This is a genomic window from Oceanimonas pelagia (assembly GCF_030849025.1).
GTDB classification, from domain to species: domain Bacteria; phylum Pseudomonadota; class Gammaproteobacteria; order Enterobacterales; family Aeromonadaceae; genus Oceanimonas; species Oceanimonas pelagia.
On sequence record NZ_CP118224.1, the window covers coordinates 1,746,519 to 1,769,128 of the forward strand.

General features: G+C 62.2%; 20 protein-coding genes. 3 read left to right on the forward strand and 17 right to left on the reverse strand.

Translation table 11 applies throughout. The features are described from left to right. Positions 1-19: 19 nt before the first annotated feature. The 8 genes from sucD to sdhC all read right to left on the reverse strand — a co-directional run bounded on the left by sucD (position 20) and on the right by sdhC (position 9,492). Positions 20-892 (reverse strand): succinate--CoA ligase subunit alpha, encoded by an 873-nt coding sequence (gene sucD, locus PU634_RS08320; protein ID WP_306763586.1) that lies wholly within the window; start codon positions 890-892, stop codon positions 20-22. Positions 893-896: 4 nt separating this feature from the next. Further along, positions 897-2,063, reverse strand: a complete 1,167-nt coding sequence (gene sucC, locus PU634_RS08325) for an ADP-forming succinate--CoA ligase subunit beta (RefSeq protein WP_306763587.1) — start codon at positions 2,061-2,063, stop codon at positions 897-899. Between the two features lie 69 nt (positions 2,064-2,132). After that, on the reverse strand, positions 2,133-3,338 hold the full coding sequence (gene odhB, locus PU634_RS08330) for a 2-oxoglutarate dehydrogenase complex dihydrolipoyllysine-residue succinyltransferase (RefSeq protein ID WP_306763588.1): 1,206 nt from the start codon (positions 3,336-3,338) through the stop codon (positions 2,133-2,135). 18 nt (positions 3,339-3,356) lie between these two features. Next, positions 3,357-6,170, reverse strand: a complete 2,814-nt coding sequence (gene sucA, locus PU634_RS08335; RefSeq protein ID WP_306763589.1) for a 2-oxoglutarate dehydrogenase E1 component — start codon at positions 6,168-6,170, stop codon at positions 3,357-3,359. Between the two features lie 94 nt (positions 6,171-6,264). After that, positions 6,265-6,981 (reverse strand): succinate dehydrogenase iron-sulfur subunit, encoded by a 717-nt coding sequence (locus tag PU634_RS08340; RefSeq protein WP_306763590.1) that lies wholly within the window; start codon positions 6,979-6,981, stop codon positions 6,265-6,267. A 15-nt stretch (positions 6,982-6,996) separates the two neighbouring features. Then, a complete protein-coding gene (gene sdhA, locus PU634_RS08345; protein ID WP_306763591.1) occupies positions 6,997-8,763 on the reverse strand; it encodes a succinate dehydrogenase flavoprotein subunit in 1,767 nt (588 codons plus the stop codon). Between the two features lies 1 nt (position 8,764). Further along, entirely contained in the window at positions 8,765-9,109 is a 345-nt protein-coding gene (gene sdhD, locus PU634_RS08350) for a succinate dehydrogenase, hydrophobic membrane anchor protein (protein ID WP_306763592.1), read from the reverse strand. Next, entirely contained in the window at positions 9,103-9,492 is a 390-nt protein-coding gene (gene sdhC / locus PU634_RS08355) for a succinate dehydrogenase cytochrome b556 subunit (protein ID WP_371319640.1), read from the reverse strand. Before sdhC ends, sdhD begins: the two co-directional genes overlap by 7 nt. A gap of 411 nt (positions 9,493-9,903) precedes the next feature. Here sdhC and PU634_RS08360 point away from each other — a divergent pair, with 411 nt between their 5' ends. Beyond that, positions 9,904-11,193 (forward strand): citrate synthase, encoded by a 1,290-nt coding sequence (locus PU634_RS08360; protein ID WP_306763594.1) that lies wholly within the window; start codon positions 9,904-9,906, stop codon positions 11,191-11,193. A 141-nt stretch (positions 11,194-11,334) separates the two neighbouring features. On the opposite strand, the gene fbp is transcribed toward PU634_RS08360, so the two are convergent. The 6 genes from fbp to PU634_RS08390 all read right to left on the reverse strand — a co-directional run bounded on the left by fbp (position 11,335) and on the right by PU634_RS08390 (position 18,337). After that, positions 11,335-12,354 carry a class 1 fructose-bisphosphatase gene (gene fbp, locus PU634_RS08365; protein ID WP_306763595.1) on the reverse strand — a complete coding sequence of 340 codons (1,020 nt, stop codon included), beginning with the start codon at positions 12,352-12,354 and terminating at the stop codon, positions 11,335-11,337. A 113-nt stretch (positions 12,355-12,467) separates the two neighbouring features. Continuing rightward, a complete protein-coding gene (gene kdsB, locus PU634_RS08370; RefSeq protein WP_306763596.1) occupies positions 12,468-13,217 on the reverse strand; it encodes a 3-deoxy-manno-octulosonate cytidylyltransferase in 750 nt (249 codons plus the stop codon). Then, positions 13,214-13,402, reverse strand: a complete 189-nt coding sequence (locus PU634_RS08375) for a Trm112 family protein (protein ID WP_306763597.1) — start codon at positions 13,400-13,402, stop codon at positions 13,214-13,216. The genes kdsB and PU634_RS08375 overlap by 4 nt, the downstream gene beginning before the upstream one ends. Further along, positions 13,392-14,354 carry a tetraacyldisaccharide 4'-kinase gene (gene lpxK / locus PU634_RS08380; RefSeq protein WP_306763598.1) on the reverse strand — a complete coding sequence of 321 codons (963 nt, stop codon included), beginning with the start codon at positions 14,352-14,354 and terminating at the stop codon, positions 13,392-13,394. Before lpxK ends, PU634_RS08375 begins: the two co-directional genes overlap by 11 nt. Further along, on the reverse strand, positions 14,354-16,105 hold the full coding sequence (gene msbA / locus PU634_RS08385; protein WP_306763599.1) for a lipid A ABC transporter ATP-binding protein/permease MsbA: 1,752 nt from the start codon (positions 16,103-16,105) through the stop codon (positions 14,354-14,356). The genes lpxK and msbA overlap by 1 nt, the downstream gene beginning before the upstream one ends. Before the next feature lie 27 nt (positions 16,106-16,132). Continuing rightward, positions 16,133-18,337: a DNA internalization-related competence protein ComEC/Rec2 gene (locus tag PU634_RS08390; RefSeq protein ID WP_306763600.1), complete on the reverse strand. Its 2,205-nt coding sequence runs from the start codon at positions 18,335-18,337 to the stop codon at positions 16,133-16,135. 27 nt (positions 18,338-18,364) lie between these two features. Here PU634_RS08390 and PU634_RS08395 point away from each other — a divergent pair, with 27 nt between their 5' ends. Together PU634_RS08395 and PU634_RS08400 are read left to right on the forward strand one after the other, a co-directional pair. Then, positions 18,365-18,877, forward strand: a complete 513-nt coding sequence (locus tag PU634_RS08395) for a DUF2062 domain-containing protein (protein ID WP_306763601.1) — start codon at positions 18,365-18,367, stop codon at positions 18,875-18,877. Then, positions 18,877-19,386: a DUF2062 domain-containing protein gene (locus tag PU634_RS08400; protein ID WP_306763602.1), complete on the forward strand. Its 510-nt coding sequence runs from the start codon at positions 18,877-18,879 to the stop codon at positions 19,384-19,386. Before PU634_RS08395 ends, PU634_RS08400 begins: the two co-directional genes overlap by 1 nt. Before the next feature lie 14 nt (positions 19,387-19,400). Here PU634_RS08400 and lolE read toward each other — a convergent pair whose 3' ends face one another. The 3 genes from lolE to PU634_RS08415 are packed head-to-tail and all read right to left on the reverse strand — an operon-like array spanning position 19,401 to position 22,527. Continuing rightward, the gene (gene lolE / locus PU634_RS08405; protein ID WP_306763603.1) at positions 19,401-20,642 is read right to left on the reverse strand and encodes a lipoprotein-releasing ABC transporter permease subunit LolE; all 1,242 of its coding nucleotides are present in this window, start codon (positions 20,640-20,642) and stop codon (positions 19,401-19,403) included. Further along, complete coding sequence (gene lolD, locus PU634_RS08410; protein ID WP_306763604.1) at positions 20,643-21,323, reverse strand: lipoprotein-releasing ABC transporter ATP-binding protein LolD; 681 nt, start codon at positions 21,321-21,323, stop codon at positions 20,643-20,645. After that, on the reverse strand, positions 21,316-22,527 hold the full coding sequence (locus PU634_RS08415) for a lipoprotein-releasing ABC transporter permease subunit (RefSeq protein ID WP_306763605.1): 1,212 nt from the start codon (positions 22,525-22,527) through the stop codon (positions 21,316-21,318). Before PU634_RS08415 ends, lolD begins: the two co-directional genes overlap by 8 nt. Between the last annotated feature and the right edge of the window lie 83 nt (positions 22,528-22,610).

Below are 22,610 nucleotides of genomic sequence, written 5' to 3' on the forward strand. Positions count from 1 at the left end.
TCGCGCTTCAGGCTTTCTTTTACCAGCCGGTCACTTCGCGCAGCGCGGAGCCGATGTCGGCCAGGGAGCGTACGGTTTTCACACCGGCGTCCTGCAGGGCGGCAAACTTCTCGTCCGCGGTGCCCTTGCCGCCGGAGATGATGGCGCCGGCATGGCCCATGCGCTTGCCCGGAGGCGCGGTCACACCGGCGATGTAGGACACCACCGGCTTGGTGACGTTTTCCTTGATGAAGGCGGCGGCTTCTTCTTCGGCGGTGCCGCCGATTTCACCGATCATCACGATGGCTTCGGTTTCCGGATCGTCCTGGAACAGCTTCAGAATGTCGATAAAGTTGGAGCCGGGAATGGGGTCGCCGCCGATGCCCACGCAGCTGGACTGGCCAAAGCCTTCGTCTGTGGTCTGCTTGACCGCTTCGTAGGTCAGGGTGCCGGAACGGGACACGATGCCCACCTTGCCCTTCTTGTGAATGTGGCCGGGCATGATGCCGATCTTGCACTCGTCCGGGGTAATCACGCCCGGGCAGTTGGGGCCGATCATGCGCACACCGGCTTCGTCCAGCTTCACTTTCACGTCCAGCATGTCGAGGGTGGGAATGCCCTCGGTGATGGTCACGATCAGCTCAATGCCCGCGTCGATGGCTTCCAGAATGGCGTCTTTACAGAAGGCCGCCGGCACATAGATCACGGTGGCGGTGGCACCGGTGGCTTCCACCGCTTCGCGCACGGTGTTGAATACCGGCAGACCCAGATGAGTGGTGCCGCCCTTGCCCGGGGACACGCCGCCCACCATTTGCGTACCGTACTCAATGGCCTGTTCGGAGTGGAAGGTACCCTGGCCGCCGGTGAAGCCCTGGCAGATGACCTTGGTGTCTTTGTTGATCAGAATGCTCATGCTGTTATTTCCCCTGTGCGGCGTTAACGACCTGAACGGCGGCGTCGGTCAGGCTGGTGGCGGCGATGATGTTAAGGCCGGACTCGGCCAGCTTGGCGGTGCCGGCTTCGGCATTGTTGCCTTCCAGGCGCACCACCACCGGGACTTTCACGCCTACTTCCTTCACCGCACCGATAATACCTTCGGCGATCATGTCGCAACGCACGATGCCGCCGAAGATGTTCACCAGCACCGCTTTCACATTGCTGTCGGAGAGAATGATCTTGAACGCTTCGGTGACCCGTTCCTTGGTGGCGCCGCCGCCCACGTCCAGGAAGTTGGCGGGAGAGCCGCCGTGCAGGTTGACGATGTCCATGGTACCCATGGCCAGACCGGCACCGTTGACCATGCAGCCGATGTTGCCGTCCAGCGCCACGTAGTTCAGTTCCCACTTGGCGGCGTGGGCTTCACGGGCGTCGTCCTGGGACGGATCGTGCATCTCGCGCAGCTTGGGCTGACGGTAGAGGGCGTTGGAGTCGATGTTGATCTTGCCGTCCAGGCAGTGCAGGTTGCCGGCCTCGGTGATCACCAGGGGGTTGATTTCGAGCAGGGCGAAATCGTAGTCCAGGAACATCTGTCCCAGACCGAGGAAAATTTTGGTGAACTGCTTGATCTGGTCGCCTTTCAGGCCCAGTTTGAAGGCCAGTTCACGCCCCTGGTAGGGCTGCGGGCCCACCAGAGGATCGATGGCAGCCTTGTGGATCAGTTCGGGGGTCTCTTCGGCCACCTTTTCTATTTCCACACCGCCTTCGGTTGATGCCATGAACACCACACGACGGGTACCACGGTCCACGACCGCACCCAGGTAAAGTTCCTTGGCGATGTCGGTGCACGACTCCACCAGGATTTTGGCCACCGGCTGTCCCTTGGCATCGGTCTGGTAGGTCACCAGGTTCTTGCCCAGCCAGTTTTCCGCAAACTCGCGGATTTCTTCCTTGCTCTTGGCCAGCTTTACGCCGCCTGCCTTGCCACGGCCACCGGCGTGGACCTGACATTTTACCACCCACATGTCGCCGCCGATTTTGCTGGCCGCTTCTACCGCTTCCTGCGGGTTGTCACATGCGTAGCCTTCGGACACGGGCAGACCGTATTCGGCGAACAGCTGTTTTGCCTGATATTCATGCAAATTCATGTTGTGTTTCCGTTGTTGTTGGGTTCAGGGCATGGGGCGGAACCGGTCCGCCCTCTTGTTATTGTTGACTTACACGTCCAGCAGCAGACGGGTCGGATCTTCCAGCAGTTCCTTGATGGAGACCAGGAAGCTCACCGACTCGCGGCCGTCGATCAGACGGTGATCGTAAGACAGCGCCAGGTACATCATCGGCAGAATTTCCACCTTGCCATCCACCGCCATGGGGCGGTCCTGGATCTTGTGCATACCCAGAATGGCACTCTGCGGCGGGTTGATGATGGGCGTGGACATCAAGGATCCGAACACACCGCCGTTGGTGATGGTGAAGTTGCCGCCGGACAGCTCGTCCACGGTCAGCTTGCCGTCACGGCCCTTGATGGCCAGCTCCTTGATGCCCTTCTCGATGTCGGCCAGGCTCAGGCGATCACAGTCGCGCAGTACCGGGGTCACCAGGCCACGGGGGGTGGACACGGCGATGCTGACGTCGAAATAGTTGTGGTAAACGATATCGTCACCGTCAATGGAGGCATTCACTTCCGGGAAGCGCTTGAGCGACTCCACTACCGCCTTCACATAGAAGGACATGAAGCCCAGACGAATGCCGTGGCGCTTCTCGAAGATGTCCTGGTACTGCTTGCGCAGATCCATGATCGGCTTCATGTTGACCTCGTTGAAGGTGGTCAGCATGGCGGTGGTGTTCTTGGCTTCCAGCAGACGCTCGGCCACACGCTTGCGCAGGCGGGTCATGGGCACGCGCTTCTGGTCACGCTCGCCCGGCGCTACCAGCGGCAGCTCGGTCTTGGCGGCGGCCGGCTTGTCGGCGGTCTTGGCCTGACCGGCGCCCTTGATGAAGGCTTCCACGTCTTCCTTGGTGATGCGGCCGCCCTTGCCGGAGCCGGACAGCTTGCTCACGTCGATGTTGTGCTCGGCCACCAGGCGACGTACCGCCGGGCTCAGATCGTCGCTGTCGGCAGCGGCGTCGGCCTTGGCTTCACCATTGCTGGCGGGCTTGTCCTTGGTTTCCTCGCCGGCCTTGGCACCCTGCTTAAGCTTGCCGATCACCTGCTGACCCAGCACGGTGGCACCGGCGTCTTCCATGATGGCTTCCAGAATACCGGCCTCGGGGGCCGGCACTTCCAGTACCACCTTGTCGGTTTCAATATCGACGATCACTTCGTCGCGCTCTACGCTGTCGCCGGGCTGTTTGTGCCAGGTGGCGATGGTGGCGTCGGCAACGGATTCGGGGAGGTCGGGAACCTTGATTTCGATGCTCATCAATATGTCCTTAGTGCATTATGCTTTGGTCAGCGTCAGTGCATCTTCCACCAACGCCTTTTGTTGTTGTAAGTGAACCGAGGTGTAACCCACCGCCGGAGACGCCGAGGCCTCGCGACCGGCATAGCTCAGTTTGGCGCCTTCCGGAATGGCGGCCCGGAAATGGTGCTGGCTGCAATACCAGGCGCCCTGGTTCTGCGGCTCTTCCTGGCACCAGACAAAGTCGGTCACGTGCTGGTAATCGGCCAGAATCGCGGCCACTTCCTCCTGCGGGAAGGGGTACAGTTGTTCGATTCGAATGATGGCCACATCGGTCTGTTCATTCTTGCGACGCGCTTCGAGCAAATCGTAATACACCTTGCCGGCACAAAGAATCACGCGCTTGACGCCTTTGGGATCCAGATCATCTATTTCGCCGATGGCGTTCTGGAATGTGCCGTTGGCCAGGGTTTCCAGCTCGGACACCGCCAGCGGATGGCGCAGCAGCGACTTGGGCGTCATCACCACCAGCGGACGACGCATGGGGCGCAGCACCTGGCGACGCAGCATGTGGAACACCTGGGCCGGGGTGGTGGGCACGCACACCTGCATGTTGTGCTCGGCGCACAGCTGCAGGTAACGCTCCAGACGGGCGCTGGAATGCTCGGGGCCCTGCCCTTCGTAGCCATGGGGCAGCAGCAGGGTCAGGCCGCACATACGGCCCCACTTCTGCTCACCGGAGCTGAGGAACTGGTCAATCACCACCTGGGCACCGTTGGCGAAGTCACCGAACTGGGCTTCCCAGATGGTGAGACCCACCGGCTCGGCGGTGGCATAGCCGTATTCAAAGGCCATGACCGCCTCTTCGCTCAGCACCGAGTCGTACACCTGAAACTGGCCCTGGTTCTCCGACAGATAGCACAGCGGGGTATACACGCTGGCATCGTTCTGGTTGTGCAGCACCGCATGACGGTGGAAGAAGGTGCCCCGGCCGGAGTCCTGGCCGGTGAGGCGCACTTCATAACCGTTGTCACACAGGGTGGCGTAGGCCAGGGTTTCGGCAAAGCCCCAGTCCACCAGCTTCTCGCCCCGGGCCATCAGCTTGCGGTCTTCGTAAATCTTGGCCACCTGACGCTGCAGAGTATGGGTTTCCGGATAGCGCACCAGTCGCTGACCAAGATCCTTGAGTTTCTCAAGATCGTAGGTGGAGTCGTAGGGCATGTCCCACTCGTGTCCCAGATAGGGAGACCAGTCTACCGAATGCTTCTGCATCGGCCGCCATTCCTTGACCACACACTCACCGTGATCCAGCGCATCCCGGTATTCGTTGATCATGGTGGTGACCTGCTCTGCCGATACGGTGCCGTTTTCAATCAGCTTGTCGGCATAGATCTTGCGCGGTGTGGGGTGCTTCTTGATCTTCTGGTACATCAACGGCTGGGTGGCACTCGGCTCGTCGGCCTCGTTGTGACCGTGGCGGCGGTAGCACACCAGATCGATCACCACGTCGCGACCGAATTCGTTGCGGAAATCCAGCGCCAGCTGAGTCACCTGCACCACGGCTTCCGGATCGTCGGCATTCACATGGAAGATCGGCGCCTGCACCATTTTGGCGATGTCGGTGCAGTATTCGGTGGAGCGGGTATCGCGCGGATTGGAGGTGGTAAAGCCCACCTGGTTGTTGATCACGATACGCACGGTGCCGCCCACCCCGTAGCCCCGGGTCAGCGACATGTTGAAGGTTTCCGCCACCACGCCCTGACCGGCAAAGGCCGAGTCGCCATGAATGGTCACCGGCAGCACCTGACGGCCATCCGGGTTGTCGAGGCGATCCATACGGGCACGCACCGAGCCGATGACCACCGGGTTGACGATTTCCAGGTGCGACGGGTTGAACGCCAGCGCCAGGTGAACGGGGCCGCCCGGAGTGTCGAAATCGGAGCTGAAGCCCATGTGGTATTTCACGTCGCCGGAGCTCTGGGTGTCGTACTTGCCGGCAAAGGCGTCGAACAGGTCTTGCGGACGCTTGCCCAGCACGTTGACCAGCATGTTCAGACGTCCCCGGTGGGCCATGCCGATCACCACTTCACGGCCGCCCTTTTCACCAAAGCGACGAATGAGCTCCTTGGTCATGGGGATCAGCGCATCGCCCCCTTCCAGGGAGAAACGCTTGGCGCCCGGGAATTTGGCGCCCAGGTATTTTTCCAGGCCTTCGGCGGCGGTGAGGCTGTCGAGGAAGCGCACCTTGTCTTCGTCGGTGTATTTGGGCGCGCCCACCACCGGCTCGAGGCGGCTCTGAATCCAGCGTTTTTCCCGGGTGCTGGTGATGTGCATGTATTCCGCGCCCACGGAGCCGCAATAGGTTTTTTTCAGCGCGGCCACCAGGTCCTTCAGCTTCATGGTCTCGCTGCCGATGGCATAGGAGCCCACATTGAAGGTGGCGTCGAGATCGGCGCCGGTCAGGTTGTGAAAGGCCGGATCCAGCTCGGCCACCGGCTCGCGGTTCCACAGGTTCAGCGGATCCAGGTTGGCATTCTGATGGCCCCGGAAACGGTAGGCGTTGATCAGTTGCAGAACCTTGACTTGCTTGGCGTCGGTGTGGGGATCACTGACCGGGGTGGCATAGCGGGAGGTATCTTTGGCGAGGCGACGAAAATAGTCTCTCACCTGAGAGTGAGGCTGATCCTGCACCGGGGCTTCGGCGGATGGCAGGCCGTCGAACACGGCGCGCCACTCTTCGGACACGGAGTCGGGATCGGCCAGATAGGCCTCGTACAAGTCTTCTACATAGGTCGCATTGGCACCGGCAAGGTGAGAAGATTCCAGCCAGGCTTGCATTACGCCATTGTGCATCTTTATCCCTTTGTCACTTCGCGACAGGGCTACTGTCGTTCTGGTCGTCGAGTCAATGCCGCCCTTGCGGGCGGCAGCTTGTTATTTGGGACGTTTATACTGCCCGTTTCAGCAGCATGGACTTGATGTTGCCAATGGCCTTGGTGGGGTTCAGGCCCTTGGGACACACGTTCACGCAGTTCATGATGCCGTGACAGCGGAATACGCTGAAAGCGTCATCCAGGTTGGACAAGCGCTCATCGGTGGCGGTATCGCGGCTGTCGATCAGCCAGCGGTAGGCGGCCAGCAGGCCGGCCGGGCCGATGAACTTGTCCGGATTCCACCAGAAGGACGGGCAGGAGGTGGAGCAGCAGGCACACAGAATGCACTCATACAGTCCATCCAGTTTGGCCCGCTCTTCCGGAGACTGCAGGCGCTCACGCGCCGGCGGCTGTTTGTCGTCGGCAATGAGGAAGGGCTTGACCTTCTCCCACTGGGTGTAGAACTGGGTCATGTCGACCACCAGGTCGCGCACCACCGGCAGGCCCGGCAACGGGCGAATGACAACCTTGTTGTCCTTGCCCAGCAGATCGGACAGCGGGGTGATACAGGCCAGGCCGTTCTTGCCGTTCATGTTCAGGCCGTCGGAGCCGCACACGCCTTCGCGGCAGGAGCGACGGAACGCCAGGCTCGGCTCCTGCTCTTTCAGCTGCAGCAGGGCGTCGAGCACCATCATGTCGGAGCCTTCGGCAATCTCGAGCCGGTAGTCCTTCATGTAGGGCTTGGCGTCGGTTTCCGGATTGTAGCGATATACGGAAATGGTTACTTGCATCTTCACTCCCTCCCCTTAGTAGGTCCGCACTTTCGGCGGGAAGGCATCACGAGTCTTGGGCGCCATGTTCACCTCACGGCGGCTCATGGACTCGGTCTCGGGGTTGTACAACGAGTGGCACAGCCAGTTTTCGTCATCCCGGTCGGGGAAGTCGAAACGGGTGTGGGCACCACGGCTTTCGGTGCGGAAGTTCGCGGCCACGGCGGTGGCGTAGGCGGTTTCCATCAGGTTGTCGAGTTCCAGGCACTCGATGCGCTGAGTATTGAAGTCGCGGCTGGTATCATCCAGACGGGCCGACTTCAGGCGCTCGCGGATTTCCTTGAGTTCAGCCAGACCGGCCGCCATGGCATCCCCTTCCCGGAATACCGAGAAGTTGTTCTGCATGCAGCGCTGCAGGTCTTTCTTGATCTGCACCGGGTCTTCGCCGGAACGGGTACTTTCCCAGCGGTTGTAGCGGGACAGGGACTCGTCCAGATCGGACTCGGATGCGGCGCGGCTGTCACCCAGCTCGTTGAGAGCTTCGGTCAGATGACGACCCACGGCACGGCCGAACACCACCAGGTCGAGCAGCGAGTTGCCGCCCAGGCGGTTGGCGCCGTGTACCGACACACAGGCGATTTCGCCCACGGCGAACAGACCTTTCACCGGCACGTCGTTACCGTTGGCGTCCTGCTTCAGGGCCTGACCGTGTACGTTGGTGGGAATGCCGCCCATCATGTAGTGACAGGTCGGAATCACCGGAATCGGCTCTTTTACCGGATCCACGTGGGCAAAGGTGCGGGACAGCTCGCAGATACCGGGCAGACGGCTTTCCAGCACTTCCTTGCCCAGGTGATCCAGCTTCAGCTTGATGTGCGGGCCCCAGGGACCATCGCAGCCGCGGCCTTCGCGGATTTCGATCATCATGGAACGGGCCACCACGTCACGGCCGGCCAGATCCTTGGCGTTGGGCGCGTAACGCTCCATAAAGCGCTCGCCGTCCTTGTTCAGCAGGTAACCGCCCTCGCCCCGGCAGCCTTCGGTCACCAGCACGCCGGCGCCGGCGATGCCGGTGGGGTGGAACTGCCACATTTCCATGTCCTGCACCGGCACGCCGGCGCGCAGCGCCATGCCGACACCGTCGCCGGTGTTGATGTGGGCGTTGGTGGTGGACTGGAAGATACGACCGGCACCGCCGGTGGCCAGAATGGTGGCCTTGGCCTTGAAGTAAACCACTTCGCCGGTTTCGATGTCGATGGCGGTACAGCCCACCACGTCACCATCCTGGTTCTTCACCAGATCCAGCGCGTACCACTCGGAAAACACGGTGGTTTTGTGCTTGACGTTCTGCTGATACAGGGTGTGCAGCAGGGCATGGCCGGTGCGGTCGGACGCCGCCGCAGTACGGGCCGCCTGCTCGCCGCCGAAGGCCTTGGACTGGCCGCCGAAGGGGCGCTGATACACCTTGCCGTTGTCGAAGCGGGAGAACGGCAGGCCCATTTTTTCCAGCTCGAGGATGGCCTCGGGGCCGGTCTGACACATAAATTCAATGGCATCCTGGTCACCGATGTAGTCGGAGCCCTTGACGGTGTCGTACATGTGCCATTCCCAGTTATCGTCGTGGGCATTGCCCAGCGCCACCGTGATGCCGCCCTGGGCAGACACGGTATGGGAACGGGTCGGAAATACCTTGGACAGCAGCGCACAGCTCTTGCCCGATTCAGCAATCTGAAGGGCGGCGCGCATACCGGCACCGCCGGCGCCGATCACCACGGCGTCGAATTCTCGAATAGCAATAGTCACCTTATACACCCCACAAAACAACGATACCGGTCAGCAGATAGGACAACAGCAATACCACCACACCAAACTGGGCCAGGCCGCGCCACAGTGCCGGCTTGACGTAATCGGACAGCACCTGCCAGGCGCCGATCCAGCCGTGCATCAGCACGCTGAACAAGGCCAGCAGCGTAAACACCTTGGTAAAGGTGCGGTCAAAAAAGCCGGTCCACACCTCGAAGGTGATGTCGTTAAAGGCGATAAAGCCGACCAGATACAGGGTGTACAGGGTCAGAATGACAGCCGTTGCGCGCAGCAGCAGGAAATCGTGCACGCCGCTGCGGCCGAAAGTTGCAGAATTACTTACCATACCAGTACCCCCGCCAGCAGTGACAGAACAATGGTCACACCGAATGCCACCTTGGCACTCAGGGCGCCCGATTCAATCTCTTCGCAATAGCCCAGATCCATGATGAGGTGGCGAATGCCGCCTACAATGTGATAGGCCAGAGCGGTCAGCACACCCCAGAGGATGAAGCCGACAAAGAAGCCATCCAGAATCTCCACCACGGCATTGAAGCCCTGCTCGGAAGACAGGGATTCACTGAGCAGCCACAGCAGGATGGCCAGCGCGAACAGGGTGATCACGCCGGAAACCCGGTGCAGGATGGATGAGATGGCGGCGACGGGCTGGCGAATAGTCCGTAGGTCGAGGTTTACAGGTCTCTGTTTTTTAGTCACGGTCTTGCCCACTAGCTCCATGGAGCACGTTAGTTATTGTTTTGACAGACTTTACCCGGATATTTGGACTGTGAGCATGACCGAGAACAAGCTGCGTGGGCTGTTTCTGCCTGCAAGGTCAGAGTCAGCACCGGCAGTACGACCGCGGCATGGCCACAACTGCGTCCTATACCCTCGGAAAGCCAGTATAAGGAGGGAATCAACAAATACAACGAAGCACCTGAATCAATTGCGAATTCTGTAAAGCCGATCGCACAACGGCGTTAACGGCCTGTTGCTGGCTGCGAGTAAAATTGACATTACCCCCTGCTTTGTTTTCAATATGCCGGCACCATGAGAAGAGAAAATGCTGAGATATTCAGTTTTTCTGTGTAAAAATGCGCTTACTCGTGGACCTAATTATAAAAGCAAAGGAGACGTGCTATGGCTGACCAAAAGGCCACTCTGCATCTGCCCGGCAAGGAACCCGTTGAACTTCCTATCGCCTCCGGCACCGCTGGCTACGATGTGATCGATATCAGTTCTCTCGGCTCACACGGCTACTTCACCTACGACCCCGGTTTCCTGGCGACGGCTTCCTGTCAGTCCGAGATCACCTACATCGACGGTGACAAGGGGATCCTGCTGCACCGCGGCTACCCCATCGAGCAACTGGCCCAGGATGCCAGCTACCTGGAAGTATGCTACCTGCTGCTGTACGGCGAGGCTCCCACTGCCAAGCAATATGAGCAGTTCAGACGCGATATCATGCGCCATACCATGGTGCACGAGCAGCTGTCTTCCTTCTTTAAGGGCTACCGCCGCGACGCTCACCCCATGGCCATTGTGTGTGGTGTGATCGCCGGCCTGTCGGCCTTCTATCACGACCCCATGGACATCAATGATCCGGTGCACCGCGAACTGGCCGCCCAGCGCCTGATCGCCAAAATGCCGACCATCGCCGCCATGGCCTATAAATATTCCGTGGGTCAGCCGTTCGTGTATCCGCGCAACGACCTGAGCTACGCCGGCAACTTCCTGCAAATGATGTTTGCCGTGCCCTGCGAAGACTACAAGGTCAACCCGGTGGTGGAAAAAGCCATGGACCGCATCTTTACCCTGCATGCGGATCATGAGCAGAACGCCTCCACCTCTACCGTGCGTCTGGCCGGCTCCAGCGGCGCCAACCCGTTTGCCTGCATCGCGGCCGGCATCGCTTCCCTGTGGGGACCGGCCCACGGCGGCGCCAACGAGGCCTGCCTGCTGATGCTGGAAGAAATCGGCTCGGTGGACCGCATTCCCGAATTTATCGAACGCGCCAAGGACAAGGACGATCCCTTCCGCCTGATGGGCTTCGGTCACCGGGTTTACAAGAACTTCGATCCGCGCGCCAAGGTGATGCGCGAAACCTGTCACGAAGTGCTGGACGATCTCAAGATCGAGGATCCGCTGCTGGACGTGGCCATGGAGCTGGAACGCATTGCGCTGTCCGACGAATACTTCGTGGAGCGCAAGCTGTATCCGAACGTGGACTTCTACTCCGGTATCATTCTGAAGGCCATCGGCATTCCCACCAGCATGTTCACCGTGATCTTCGCCCTGGCCCGTACCGTGGGCTGGATGTCGCACTGGAACGAAATGATGTCCGATCCCAAGCAGAAGATCGGCCGTCCGCGCCAACTGTACACCGGCGCCGCCGAGCGCGAGTTCAAAACTCAGGTTGCCGACAAGTAACACCGTATTACCCTGCACCAAGGCCGGCATATGCCGGCCTTTTTTGTGGCTGCTGCCCATATACGCCCCCCCCCATCCATCAGCCACATGGGGGCGCGCAAACAAAAAAGGCGCCGAAGCGCCTTTTTGTTGCCGGTGCGATCACTCGCCGGCCGGTTTGGAATACTCGGCCATAAAGCGTTCGGCCTTCTCCACCATGGCGGTGGAGCCCACAAAATAGGGCGTACGCTGGTGCAGCTCGGTGGGCTTGATTTCCATAATGCGCCGAAAGCCGTCACTGGCCTTGCCGCCGGCCTGCTCGGCCAGGAACGCCAGCGGGTTGCACTCGTACAGCAGGCGCAGCTTGCCGTTGGGAGCATTGGTGCCGGACGGATAGATATAGATGCCGCCCTTGAGCATGTTACGGTGGAAGTCCGACACCAGCGAGCCGATATAGCGGGAGGTATAGGGACGCCTGGTGTTTTCGTCCTGCTCCTGGCAGTACTTGAGGTACTTCTTCACCCCCTCGGGGAACTTGATGTAGTTGCCCTCGTTGATGGAGTAGATTTTGCCCTCTTCGGGAATGCGAATGTTCTCGTGGGACAGGCAGAAGGAGCCCAGCGACGGATCATAGGTAAAGCCGTGCACACCGTTGCCGGTGGTGTACACCAGCATGGTGGAGGAGCCGTACACCACGTAGCCGGCGGCCACCTGGTTCACCCCCGGCTGCAGGAAGTCTTCCATCACCACGGGCGTGCCCGGCTCGCTGACACGGCGGTAAATGGAGAAAATGGTGCCCACAGACACGTTCACGTCGATATTGGAGGAGCCGTCGAGCGGATCCATCAGCACCACATATTTGGCATCGCTGCGCTTGGCGCTGTCGAAACAGACGAAGTAGTCTTCCTCTTCCGAGGCAATGCCGCACACTTCGCCCCGGGCTTCCAGGGCCGCCTTGAACTTGTCGTTGGCGAACACATCCAGCTTTTGCTGCACTTCCCCCTGCACATTTTCGCTGCCGTTGCTGCCACCGATAATGTCGGTGACCAGACCGGCCCGGTTGATTTCCCGGTTCACGATCTTGGCCGCGCGACGAATGGACGACAGCAGCGAGGTCAGCTCACCGGTGGCGCTGGGGTATTCGGACTGTGTCTTTACGATGTATTCACCCAGGGTAATCATACTTTTCCTCAAACGTTTCCGTTGTGGGTGGCCGCACCACCCATTTACCGGGCAATGTACCCGCTAAACTTTTTTTTTGCAGTTAATTTTGTCAGCGAAGCAAGCTCGCCGGCTCAGTCTTTCGCCAGATATCTGCGCACCGCCTCCAGATCCGCCGGGGTATCCACCCCCGCCGGCGGCACTTGCCGGGCCACGCCAAGGGCAATGCTTTCGCCGTGCCACAGCACCCGCAACTGCTCCAGTTTCTCCAGCCGCTCCAGCGGACCGGCGGGCAGCGCCACGTAGCGGCAAATAAAGCCCGCCCGGTAAGCATAGATGCCAATGTGGCGCAGGCAGTGATCCAGACCGGGCGTACCCTCGGCGGTGCCATCCCGGTCAAAGGGAATGGGGGCGCGGCTGAAATACAGCGCCTTGCCATGCAGGCTGTGCACCACCTTGACCACATTGGGATCGGTCAGCTCTTCGGCATGCAGCAGTGGCGTGGCCAGCGTGGCCATGGGCGCATCGCTGGCGGCCAGCAGGCCGGCCACCTGATCCACCAGCGCCGGCGGCAGCAGGGGCTCGTCGCCCTGCACATTCACTACGATGTCGTCGGGCGCCAGTTGCAGCTGCTCCACCACCTCCGCCAGCCGCTCGGTGCCCGACTCGTGGTGACTGCCGGTGAGGCAGACCTCTACATCACAGCCGGCCAGGGCCGCCCTGATGCGTTCGTCATCGGTGGCCACCACCACTCTGTGTGCTCCGCTTTTCAGCGCCTGCTCGGCCACGTGCTGGATCATGGGCTTGCCGTGAATGTCGGCCAGGGGCTTGCCCGGCAGCCGGGTGGACTGCATACGGGCGGGGATCACGACGATAAAGCTCATCCCTGCAGCTCGTCCAGATCCAGCTTGCGCGCCCGGTTTTCCAGCAGCACCGGAATGTTTTCGGTGATGGGATAGGCCAGACGGTCAAAGCGACAGACAAGCTCGTTGTGCTCCCGGTCCAGTTGCAGCTTGCCCTTGCACACCGGGCAGGCAATGATTTCCACCAGCTTGGCGTCAATCGCCATGATTCAGCTCCTTCAGTCGGTTAAGCAACAGATGTTCAAATTCGGTTGGCAGGCACGCATTCACCGGCAAATACCAGCAATCGGGGTGGCCACCGGGCCACTTGACCGCGTCCTTTTCGGTGATCAGCAGGGGCGCATCGGCCAGCCCCGCCAGCTGCGCCGGAGCCACCGCCTGGTGGTCGGCCAGCGCCAGCTGCCGGTCCAGTATAAAGCCCTGCTCGGCCAGGGTGGTAAAGAAACGGGGCGGATGGCCAATGCCGGCCAGGGCATGCACTCTGGTTCCCGGCACGGGCGCCTCACCCTCGCTGCTCACCGGGCGCAGCGCGCCGGGTGCCAGGGTCATGGCAAATTCACCGGCTTCACCGGGGCCGCCGTTGTTGATCACCGCATCCACGGTGGCGAGGCGCCATTTTCCTTCGCGCAGCGGTCCCATGGGCAGCAACCGGCCATTGCCAAAGCGGCGCTTGCCGTCCACCACCACCAGCTCGATATCGCGCGCCAGCGCATAATGCTGCAGGCCGTCATCGCTGACGATGACATTCACCCCCAGGCCGGCCAGCTTGGCGGCGGCCTCGGCCCGCTTCGGCCCCACCACCACCGGGCAGCCGGTGCGCTTGTAAATCAGTACCGGCTCGTCGCCGGCCTGCTTGGCGGAGGTGGCCTCATTGAGCACCAGCGGATAGTGCTCGCTGTTGCCGCCATAACCCCGGCTGATCACGCCCGGGTTATAACCCTGTTTCCGCAGCCACTCCACCAGCCAGATCACCAGGGGCGTTTTACCGTTGCCGCCCACGGTGAGATTGCCCACTACCATCACCGGCACCGGCGCCCGCCAGGCACGCCTGAGCCCAAGAGCAAACAGCCGGCGGCGCAGAGCGCTTGCCAGCCCGAACAGCAGGCTGAGTGGCCACAGCAGCCACAGCCAGCTCGCGCCCCGGTACCAGGCCTGCATCAGTGCTCGCCGAACTGAATGGAGCGAAGCTGGGCATAGGCACCCTGACGAGCCATCAGCTCGGCATGGTTACCCCGCTCCACAATGCGGCCTTCGTCAATCACCAGGATTTCGTCGGCGTTTTCGATGGTGGACAGCCGGTGGGCGATCACCAGAGCGGTTCTGTCCTTGCGCAGCTCGTCCAGCGCCGCCTGAATATGCCGCTCCGACTCGGTATCCAGCGCCGAAGTGGCTTCGTCCAGGATCAGCAGCGGGGCGTTACGCAGCAGCGCCCGGGCAATGGCGATGCGCTGACGCTGGCCGCCGGACAGGCTGGCGCCGTTTTCGCCGATCACGGTGTCGTAGCCCTGCTCCAGCTTGCTGATGAACTCATCGGCATAGGCCACCCTGGCCGCCGCCTCGATCTGCTTGCGGCTGTATTGCCCTTGGGCGGCGTAGGCGATGTTGTTGGCAATGGTGTCGTTGAACAGGTGCACATGCTGGGACACCAGGGCGAACTGACGACGCAGATCGCTCAGCCTGTAATCCTGAATATTCACGCCGTCGAGGCGGATTTCGCCCTCGTTAATGTCGTAGAAACGGGTCAGCAGGCTGGCAATGGTGCTCTTGCCCGAGCCGGAACGGCCCACCAGGGCGATGGTCTTGCCCGGCTCCAGACTGAAGCTTACGTCCTTCAGCGCCGGCGTTTCCTTGGTGGGGTAGCGGAAGGTCACCTGATCGAACTCGATATGGCCCTTGGCCCGCTCCAGGGGGCGGGTGCCGTTATCGGGCTCGGCGTCGCTGTCGAGCAGTTCAAACAGGCTCTGGCAGGCGGCAATGCCGCGCTGGTAGGGGCCGTTGATCTGGGTCAGGCTCTTGAGCGGGCGCATCAACATCATCATGGAGGTGACGATCACGGTAAAGGTGCCCGGGGTCAGGGCCTCCTGAATGCCGTCGAAGCTGGCCACATAGAGCAGAATGGCCAGGGCGGTGGAAGCGATCACCTGCACCAGGGGGGTGCCGATGGAGTCGGCGGCCACCATTTTCATGTTTTGCTGGCGAACCTTGTTGCTCACCTTGAAGAAACGGCCACTTTCCACCTGCTGGCCGTTGAACATCAGCACCTCTTTATGCCCCTTGAGCATCTGCTCTGTGCTGCTGGTGATGTTGCCCATGGCCGCCTGCATGCCCTTGCTGATGCGGCGAAAGCGCCGGCTGATCACGGCGATCATGACACCCACCACGGGGCCGATGACAAAAAAGATCAGCGACAGTTGCCAGGAGTGGTAGAACATCAGCCCCAGCAGGCCGATGACGGTGGCGCCTTCCCGCACCAGGGTGACCAGGGTGGAGCTGGCCGCCGACGACACCTGGGAGGCATCGTAGGTCACCTTGGACAACAGATTACCGGTGTTGTGCCGGTCAAAGAACGCCACCGGCATGGCCATCAGCTTGTCGAACACCTGCTGCTGCAGCGACATCACCACATGGTTGCCCACCCAGGCCATACAGTAACCCGACAAAAAGGTACAGAGGCCACGCAGAAAAACGATGCCCACCACGAAAAACGGCATCCATTTAAGTACCGCCGGGTTGTCGCCGGTCAGGCCCTCGTCGATCAGCGGCTTGATGGAATACACAAAGGTGGTGTCAACGGCGGCGTAACCGGCCATGCCGATAATGGCGGCCACCAGACCGAGCTTGCGCTCCTTTACATAGGCCAGCAGGCGCTTGAGCACCGGCCAGGATGAGGAGTGTGCATCTGTGGACATAAAGACTCTGGCGTAAAAAACGAGGCGCTATTCTAACGGCTTAGCCGGAGTCCCGCCAGTTTCACGCCAGGCCACCAGCCGCTGATACCATGGCCCGGGCCGGCCATGGCCCACCCGGCGCCAGCGGGTGCCGTTTGCCGCCAGCTGGATCATGCCCTGTTCGCCGGTGATCAACTGCTCCGCTCCGGCCCGCCGGTAACGGGCCACCACCGCCGGGGCGGGAAAGCCCCAGCGGTTGGCAAAGCCGGCGGTATGCACCACCCACTGAGGCGCCACCGCTGCAATCAGGCCCGCACTCGACGAGCTGCGGCTGCCATGGTGAGGGCTCAGCAGCAACCCGGCTTCAAGCGCTGCATTGCGCACCAGCAGTGCCTGTTCGGCCTTCGCTTCAATATCGCCGGTGAGCAGCACGGAGAGCCGGCCATCGCTAATGCGCAGCACGCAGGAGTCGTTATTGCGGTGACCGGTGAGGGCCTCCGGCCACAGCATTTCCAGCCGCAGCCGGCCCCATTGCCGCTGCTGGCCGGCCCGGCAGGGCATACCCCTGGGCCAGGCCCCCCAGCGGTGGCGCACCGGCACCCGGGTGGCGAGGTAATCCCGGTTGGCGCTGTGATCGCTGTCTTCGTGACTCACCACCAGATAATCGAGCTCATCGATGCCAAGGCGCGCCAGCAGCGGCAAAATTACCCCGTCCGCCATATTGAACCCGGACGGAAAACGGTTGCCGGTGTCATACAACAACGCCCGGCTGCCCTGGGTCACCAGCACCGACAGCCCCTGGCCCACATCCAGCACCCGCACCTGCCAGGCCGGCCCTGGCCAGAGCGTCAGGACCGCCAGCCAGCCCAGGGCCAGCCCCAGCCAACGGGCCGCAGGCAGTGCCATGAACAGGGGCAGCAGCAGACCGAGCACTATCACCCCCTGAGCCACGGCCGACAACTCGGTCCAGGGTGAAAACTGCTCTGCCAGTCCGTGCAGCGCGGTCATCAGCGGCATAAACAGGGCATTCAGCAGCCAGAACACCGGCGCCGCGGCCGCGGGCCCCATCAGCAGCAGGGCGCAGGCCAGCAGCAACAGAGGGATCAGCAGCAGGGAGAACAGCGGGATCAGCACCAGATTCACCGGCACCGACAGCCAGCTGAGCCCTCCAAACCACAGCAGCACGGGGGGCAACAACAGCATACCCAACCCCAGCTGCAGCCGCAGCAAACCCGGGCGTACCCGGCCACCGGCCAGCCACAGCAGGGCCGCCACCGCCAGCACCGACAGCCAGAAGCCCTGGTTCAGCACCAGCCAGGGATTGAACAACAGCAGCAGCGTCATGGTCAGCAGCAGAATGCGCCGGCCGCTCCAGAACCGCCCCCACCACAGCCCTCCCAGCCACAACACCAGCATCAGCAAGGCGCGCTGGGTGGCCACGCCGAAGCCGGCCAGCCAGGCATAGCCGGAGGCCAGTATCAGCGCGGCCAGCACCCCGGCCCAGTGATGGCCGCTGAACCTTCCCGCCAGCCACCCCAGGCCCGCCACCAGGCCGATGTGCAACCCGGAAATGGCAAACAAATGGCTCACCCCCAGTGCCCGCAACATGGTCCAGTCTTGCTGGCTCAGGCCACCCCGCTCGCCGAAGCCCAGCGCCCGCAGCCAGGGCCGGGCCCCCAGCCCCCGGGTGGCTTCGTCAAACCGGGCCAGCAATGTCGCCCTGCCGGCGGGAGCCACCTGCCGATGAGTCAGGGTGCCGGTAATGTAGCCCCGGGCGGTAATGCCCTGCCCCAGCAGCCAGCGGGCGCTGTTGAAACTGCCGGGATTAACCAGGGCATGGGGCGGATAAAGGCGAGTAATGGCGCTGAAAGAATCTCCCTTTTGCAGCCCCGGTTCAGGTCCGTACCAGCTCAGCAGAACACGGGGCCGGGGCAAAAGTGCTTGACCATCAAGGTGCGACAGACCGACAATCAGCCGGCTGGCGCCGTCGAGACGGGGCTGAACCTCGACGACACTGGCAGTGATGAGCTGGCTGCGCTCCCCCATTCCAGGCGTTTTAAGCCAGGCCAGATGCCAGTGGCTGAAACACAATACCCAGACAAACCCCAGCAGGAATCCGGCCAGCGCAGGCCGGGAACGCCAGCACACAACGCCGATGATCACCGGCAGCAGCCATGGGTCCCGGGCCGGCAACCAGGGCCAGATCAGGGTACTGGTTACCCCGGCACAAAAGAAAAACAGCCGCTTGTCCATCCGGTAAGTATTGCGGACCTGGAGCAGATGCCAAGAAAGATCCTGAAACGTCTGATGCCCGAACACGGCACCATCAGAAACCACAAATACCTGAGCCTGTTTGGCAGCCGGCTGCACGACACCAACCTCTGGCACCTGAACCGCCATTCGGCCGCCGGCGCCTTTGCGGTGGGGCTGTTCTGTGCCTGGCTGCCCATTCCCTTTCAGATGGTAGCGGCGGCCTGTGGCGCCATGCTGTTTCGCGTCAACCTGCCCCTGTCGGCGGTGCTGGTGTGGTTTACCAACCCGCTGACCATGCCGCCCATGTTTTATTTCGCCTACCGGCTGGGCTCGTTTCTGCTGAACCGGCCCCACCATTACAAGCATTTTGAGGTCAGTCTGAGCTGGCTGGCGGGCGCCATGAGCACCGCCGGCCCGCCCTTTCTGCTGGGCTGCCTGGTGCTGGGCCTGGTGAGTGCCGCCACCGGTTACATGTTTATTCACGGCCTGTGGCGCTGGTCAGTGTCGCGTCAGTGGAAGCGCCGACGCCGGAGCCGCTGATGTTACGCCAGTGGGTGCGCAGCCGGCTGCCCAGCCAGGAAACCCTGCGCCATAACAAGGCCCTGCGCCTGTTCGGGGATCGCCTGCTCGACCCGGACTACTGGTTTTGCAATCGCCACTCCGCCGCCGTGGCGGTGGCCGCCGGCCTGTTTGCGGCCTGGCTGCCCCTGCCCATGCACACCCTGGTGGCCATTGCCCTGGCCCTGCTGATGCGCGGCTACCTGCCCCTGGCCATCGCCATGGTGTGGGTCAACAACCCGCTGACCATTGCTCCCATGTTTTATTTCGCCTACCGGCTGGGCCTGTGGCTGCTGGGGCACCCGGAGGTGGAATTTACCGCCACCTTCTCGCTGGAGCACAACGCCCTGGCCGTGGCCCTGCCCCTGCTCACCGGCTGCCTGCTGCTGGCGCTGGCATCCGCCGCCCTGGGCTGGCTGCTCACCCGCCTGGGCTGGCGCTGGAAGGTGCAGCTGGCATTGCTGCGCCGGCGCGCACGGCGAGAGCCATAGCTTCCAGCCATGTTTTATGCTTCACCCAGCAGCTGCCGCGGCAACAGGCGCCCTGCCCGCCAGGCAGGGTAAAGGGTGGCGATAAAGATCAGCACCAGGGCCGAGCCGGTCACCAGCCAGAGATCGCCCCAGTGGAACTCAGTGGGAATAAAGTCGATAAAATACACCTCGGGGTTGAGCACCCGGTGGCCGGTGAGGCGCTCAACCCCCGCCACCAGCGCCGACAAGCGGCTGGCCAGCAGCGCGCCGAGCAAGCCGCCCGCCAGCACGCCCACCACGCCGTTGAGCATGCCCTGCACCACAAAGGCGCCACGAATGTGCCAGGGACCAGCGCCCATGGTCTTGAGAATGGCGATGTCACCCTTCTTCTCGTTCACCGCCATCACCAGGGTGGACACGATGTTGAAGCTGGCCACCGCCATAACCAGCAGCAGCACCACTATCATCAGGGTGCGCACCAGCTGAATGTCCCGGTAGATATTGCCCTGACTGTTCATCCAGCTGGTCACGTAAAAGCCCGCCGGCAACGGCATGGCCGCATCAAAGCTGATGCGGTCGGCGCGCAACACGTCATTCACCTTCAAATGAAAGCCCATTACGCTGTCATCAATGCCGCGCAGCTCCTGGGCGTCCCGAATATGGGTGTAACCCAGCAGGGTATCGAGCTGTCCGCCCAGGCGCAACACGCCCACCAGGGTAAAGGCGTAGCGGCGGGGCGAGCCAAAGCCCTGCTCATCCGGGGACGGCAACAGCAGCGACACCGTATCGCCTGCCCGCAGACCGAGCTTGTCGGCAATGGCCTGCCCCAGAATAATGCCCCGCTCGCCGGGTTTGAGCACGTCCAGGCTCCCCCCGTCCAGATAAGGCCCCAGCGCCGAAATACGCATCTCCCGTTCGGGGTCCACCCCCTGCAACTGCACTCCCTTCAGGGTAGAACCCCGGCTCAACAGGCCTTCCAGCGGCACAAAAGGCGCCACCGCCTGCACACCGGGAGCGGCTTCCAGGCTGGATTGCATGCCCTGCCAGTTGGCCACCGGACCGTCGGCGGCATAGAGCTGGCCATGGGGCAACACCGACAAAATGCGGTTTTCCAGCTCCCGCTGAAAGCCGTTCATGGCGGACAGCCCCAGGATCAGCGCACTCACGCCAATGGCAATACCAAGAATGGAGGCCACCGAAATAAAGGAGATAAAGCGGTTGCGCCGCCTGGCCCGGCTGAAACGCCAGCCCAGGTAAACCGGTAACGGCCGAAACATTTACTGCTCCTCCAGGTGGCCGTCCACCAGCCGGGCCTGACGATTGAGCCGCGCGGCCAGCGCCAGATCGTGGGTCACCACCACCAGGCCGGTGCCGAGCTCGCGCTGCAATTCCGCCAGCAGCTCAAACACGTCCGCCGCGCTGTGGGCGTCCAGGTTGCCGGTGGGCTCGTCCGCCAGCACCAGCCGGGGGTTGTTCACCAGCGCCCGGGCAATGGCCACCCGCTGACGCTCACCGCCGGACAGCTGGGCCGGACGATGATCGAGCCGGTGCGCCAGCCCCACTCGGCCCAGCAGCGCTTCTGCCCGCTCCCTGGCTTCGGCCACCGGACAACCGGCGATCAGCAACGGCATGGCGGCGTTTTCCAGGGCGCTGAACTCTCCCAGCAAATGGTGAAACTGATACACGAAACCCAGTTTCTGGTTGCGAAAACGGGCCTGGGCCCGCCCCGGCAGCCGGTGCAGATCTTCCCCTTCCACCAGCACCCGGCCGGAGGTAGGCGTGTCCAGGCTGCCCAGCAAATGCAGCAGGGTGCTCTTGCCCGAGCCCGAGCTGCCCACCACCGCCAGGCTCTCGCCGGCGTTCAGCGTCAGGCTCACCCCGTGCAATATGCTCACCGAGCGTTCGCCGTCGCGGTGGGTTTTGGTTAGGTTCTCAACCGTCAACAACGGGTTACTCATAGCGCAGGGCCTCGGCAGGTTGCACCCGGGACGCGCGCCAGGCCGGATACAGGCTGGCCAGCACACACAGGGCAAGGGTGGAAAACAAAATGGTCACAAGCTGGGCGGGGATCAGCAGCACAGGCAGCTGACTGCCACCGGCACTGGAATAAAAATTGATGCCAAGGGCATTGAGCACCCCATCCAGATTGAGGGTGAGCAGCAGCCCCAGGCCAAAGCCCAGCAGGCTGCCCAGCACGCCGCTGAAGCCGCCCTGGATCATGAACACCGTCATCACACGCTGGCGGCTCAGGCCCAGGGTTTGCAGCATGGCGATTTCGGCTTCCTTGTCGGTCACCACCATCACCATGGCGGAGAGAATATTAAAGGCCGCCACCAGAATGATCAGCGCCAGCATCAGGCTCATCAGCCGTTTCTCCATGGCCACCGCCTGAAACAGCTCGCCCCGGCTGTGCTGCCAGGTTTCGTATGTCAGGCCGTCATTGAGGGCCGGCAAGCGATCCAGTTCAAAAGGGTCGTTCAGCCACAGCCGCAGTCCCGAGGCCTGCTCGGGCCGGTAACGCAGCAACCGGCGGGCATCTTCGAGGCGCGCCAGCGCCACCTGGCGGTCCACGTCCTGTCCGGTGGCAAAGGTGCCCACCACGGTAAACAGCCGCTGGCTCGGCACGCGCCCCAGCGGCGTAAAGCGGCTGCCCTCGGTCACCGTAACCCTCACCTTGTCGCCGGGGCCCACCCCCAGCTCCCGGGCCAGCCCGGCGCCCAGCACCAGGCTGTAGGGCAGATCACGAAAATAGCCCCGGGTCTGCACATCCAGCGCCCCCAGCAACCGGTCGGCCGTGTTTTCGGGGTCAACGCCGTAGAGCTCGGCACCGGTCAATGCCCCCGGCCCCTGCACCATGGCCTCGGCGCTGATAAAGGGACTGCTCGCCACCACCTCGGGCACGGTGGCAAAGCGCGCCGCCTCTGCCTCGGGGGTGTTCAGACGGCGGGCGTCATTGGTGACCAGAGCGTGAGGGATCACCCCCAGCAGATGGCTTTTCAGCTGCTGTTCAAAGCCGTTCATCACCGATGACACCAGCATCAGCGCCGCCACCCCCAGCAAAATGCCGATGGTGGAAAAGCCGGAAACAAAGGAGGCAAAACTGCGCCGCCCCCGGGCTCCGGCATAGCGCAGGCCCAGCATCAGCGTCAGGGGTTGAAACATGGCATAATCATCCGTTTTTCAAAGGGTTTTACGTCACCCGCAAGTTGCGGAATAATAAAGGCTTGTGACAGGCGCAACAAGAG

Coding starts and splice junctions, on each gene's coding strand:
- PU634_RS08375 (WP_306763597.1), bottom strand. CDS start 13,402: ATGGCGATTGACGCCAAGCTGGTGGAAATCATTGCCTGCCCGGTGTGC.
- lpxK (WP_306763598.1), bottom strand. CDS start 14,354: ATGCAGGCCTGGTACCGGGGCGCGAGCTGGCTGTGGCTGCTGTGGCCA.
- kdsB (WP_306763596.1), bottom strand. CDS start 13,217: ATGAGCTTTATCGTCGTGATCCCCGCCCGTATGCAGTCCACCCGGCTG.
- PU634_RS08400 (WP_306763602.1), top strand. CDS start 18,877: ATGTTACGCCAGTGGGTGCGCAGCCGGCTGCCCAGCCAGGAAACCCTG.
- PU634_RS08390 (WP_306763600.1), bottom strand. CDS start 18,337: ATGGACAAGCGGCTGTTTTTCTTTTGTGCCGGGGTAACCAGTACCCTG.
- sucD (WP_306763586.1), bottom strand. CDS start 892: ATGAGCATTCTGATCAACAAAGACACCAAGGTCATCTGCCAGGGCTTC.
- PU634_RS08360 (WP_306763594.1), top strand. CDS start 9,904: ATGGCTGACCAAAAGGCCACTCTGCATCTGCCCGGCAAGGAACCCGTT.
- odhB (WP_306763588.1), bottom strand. CDS start 3,338: ATGAGCATCGAAATCAAGGTTCCCGACCTCCCCGAATCCGTTGCCGAC.
- PU634_RS08415 (WP_306763605.1), bottom strand. CDS start 22,527: ATGTTTCAACCCCTGACGCTGATGCTGGGCCTGCGCTATGCCGGAGCC.
- PU634_RS08340 (WP_306763590.1), bottom strand. CDS start 6,981: ATGCAAGTAACCATTTCCGTATATCGCTACAATCCGGAAACCGACGCC.
- lolD (WP_306763604.1), bottom strand. CDS start 21,323: ATGAGTAACCCGTTGTTGACGGTTGAGAACCTAACCAAAACCCACCGC.
- sucC (WP_306763587.1), bottom strand. CDS start 2,063: ATGAATTTGCATGAATATCAGGCAAAACAGCTGTTCGCCGAATACGGT.
- sucA (WP_306763589.1), bottom strand. CDS start 6,170: ATGCACAATGGCGTAATGCAAGCCTGGCTGGAATCTTCTCACCTTGCC.
- msbA (WP_306763599.1), bottom strand. CDS start 16,105: ATGTCCACAGATGCACACTCCTCATCCTGGCCGGTGCTCAAGCGCCTG.
- fbp (WP_306763595.1), bottom strand. CDS start 12,354: ATGATTACCCTGGGTGAATACATCGTAAAGACACAGTCCGAATACCCC.
- PU634_RS08395 (WP_306763601.1), top strand. CDS start 18,365: ATGCCAAGAAAGATCCTGAAACGTCTGATGCCCGAACACGGCACCATC.
- lolE (WP_306763603.1), bottom strand. CDS start 20,642: ATGTTTCGGCCGTTACCGGTTTACCTGGGCTGGCGTTTCAGCCGGGCC.
- sdhD (WP_306763592.1), bottom strand. CDS start 9,109: ATGGTAAGTAATTCTGCAACTTTCGGCCGCAGCGGCGTGCACGATTTC.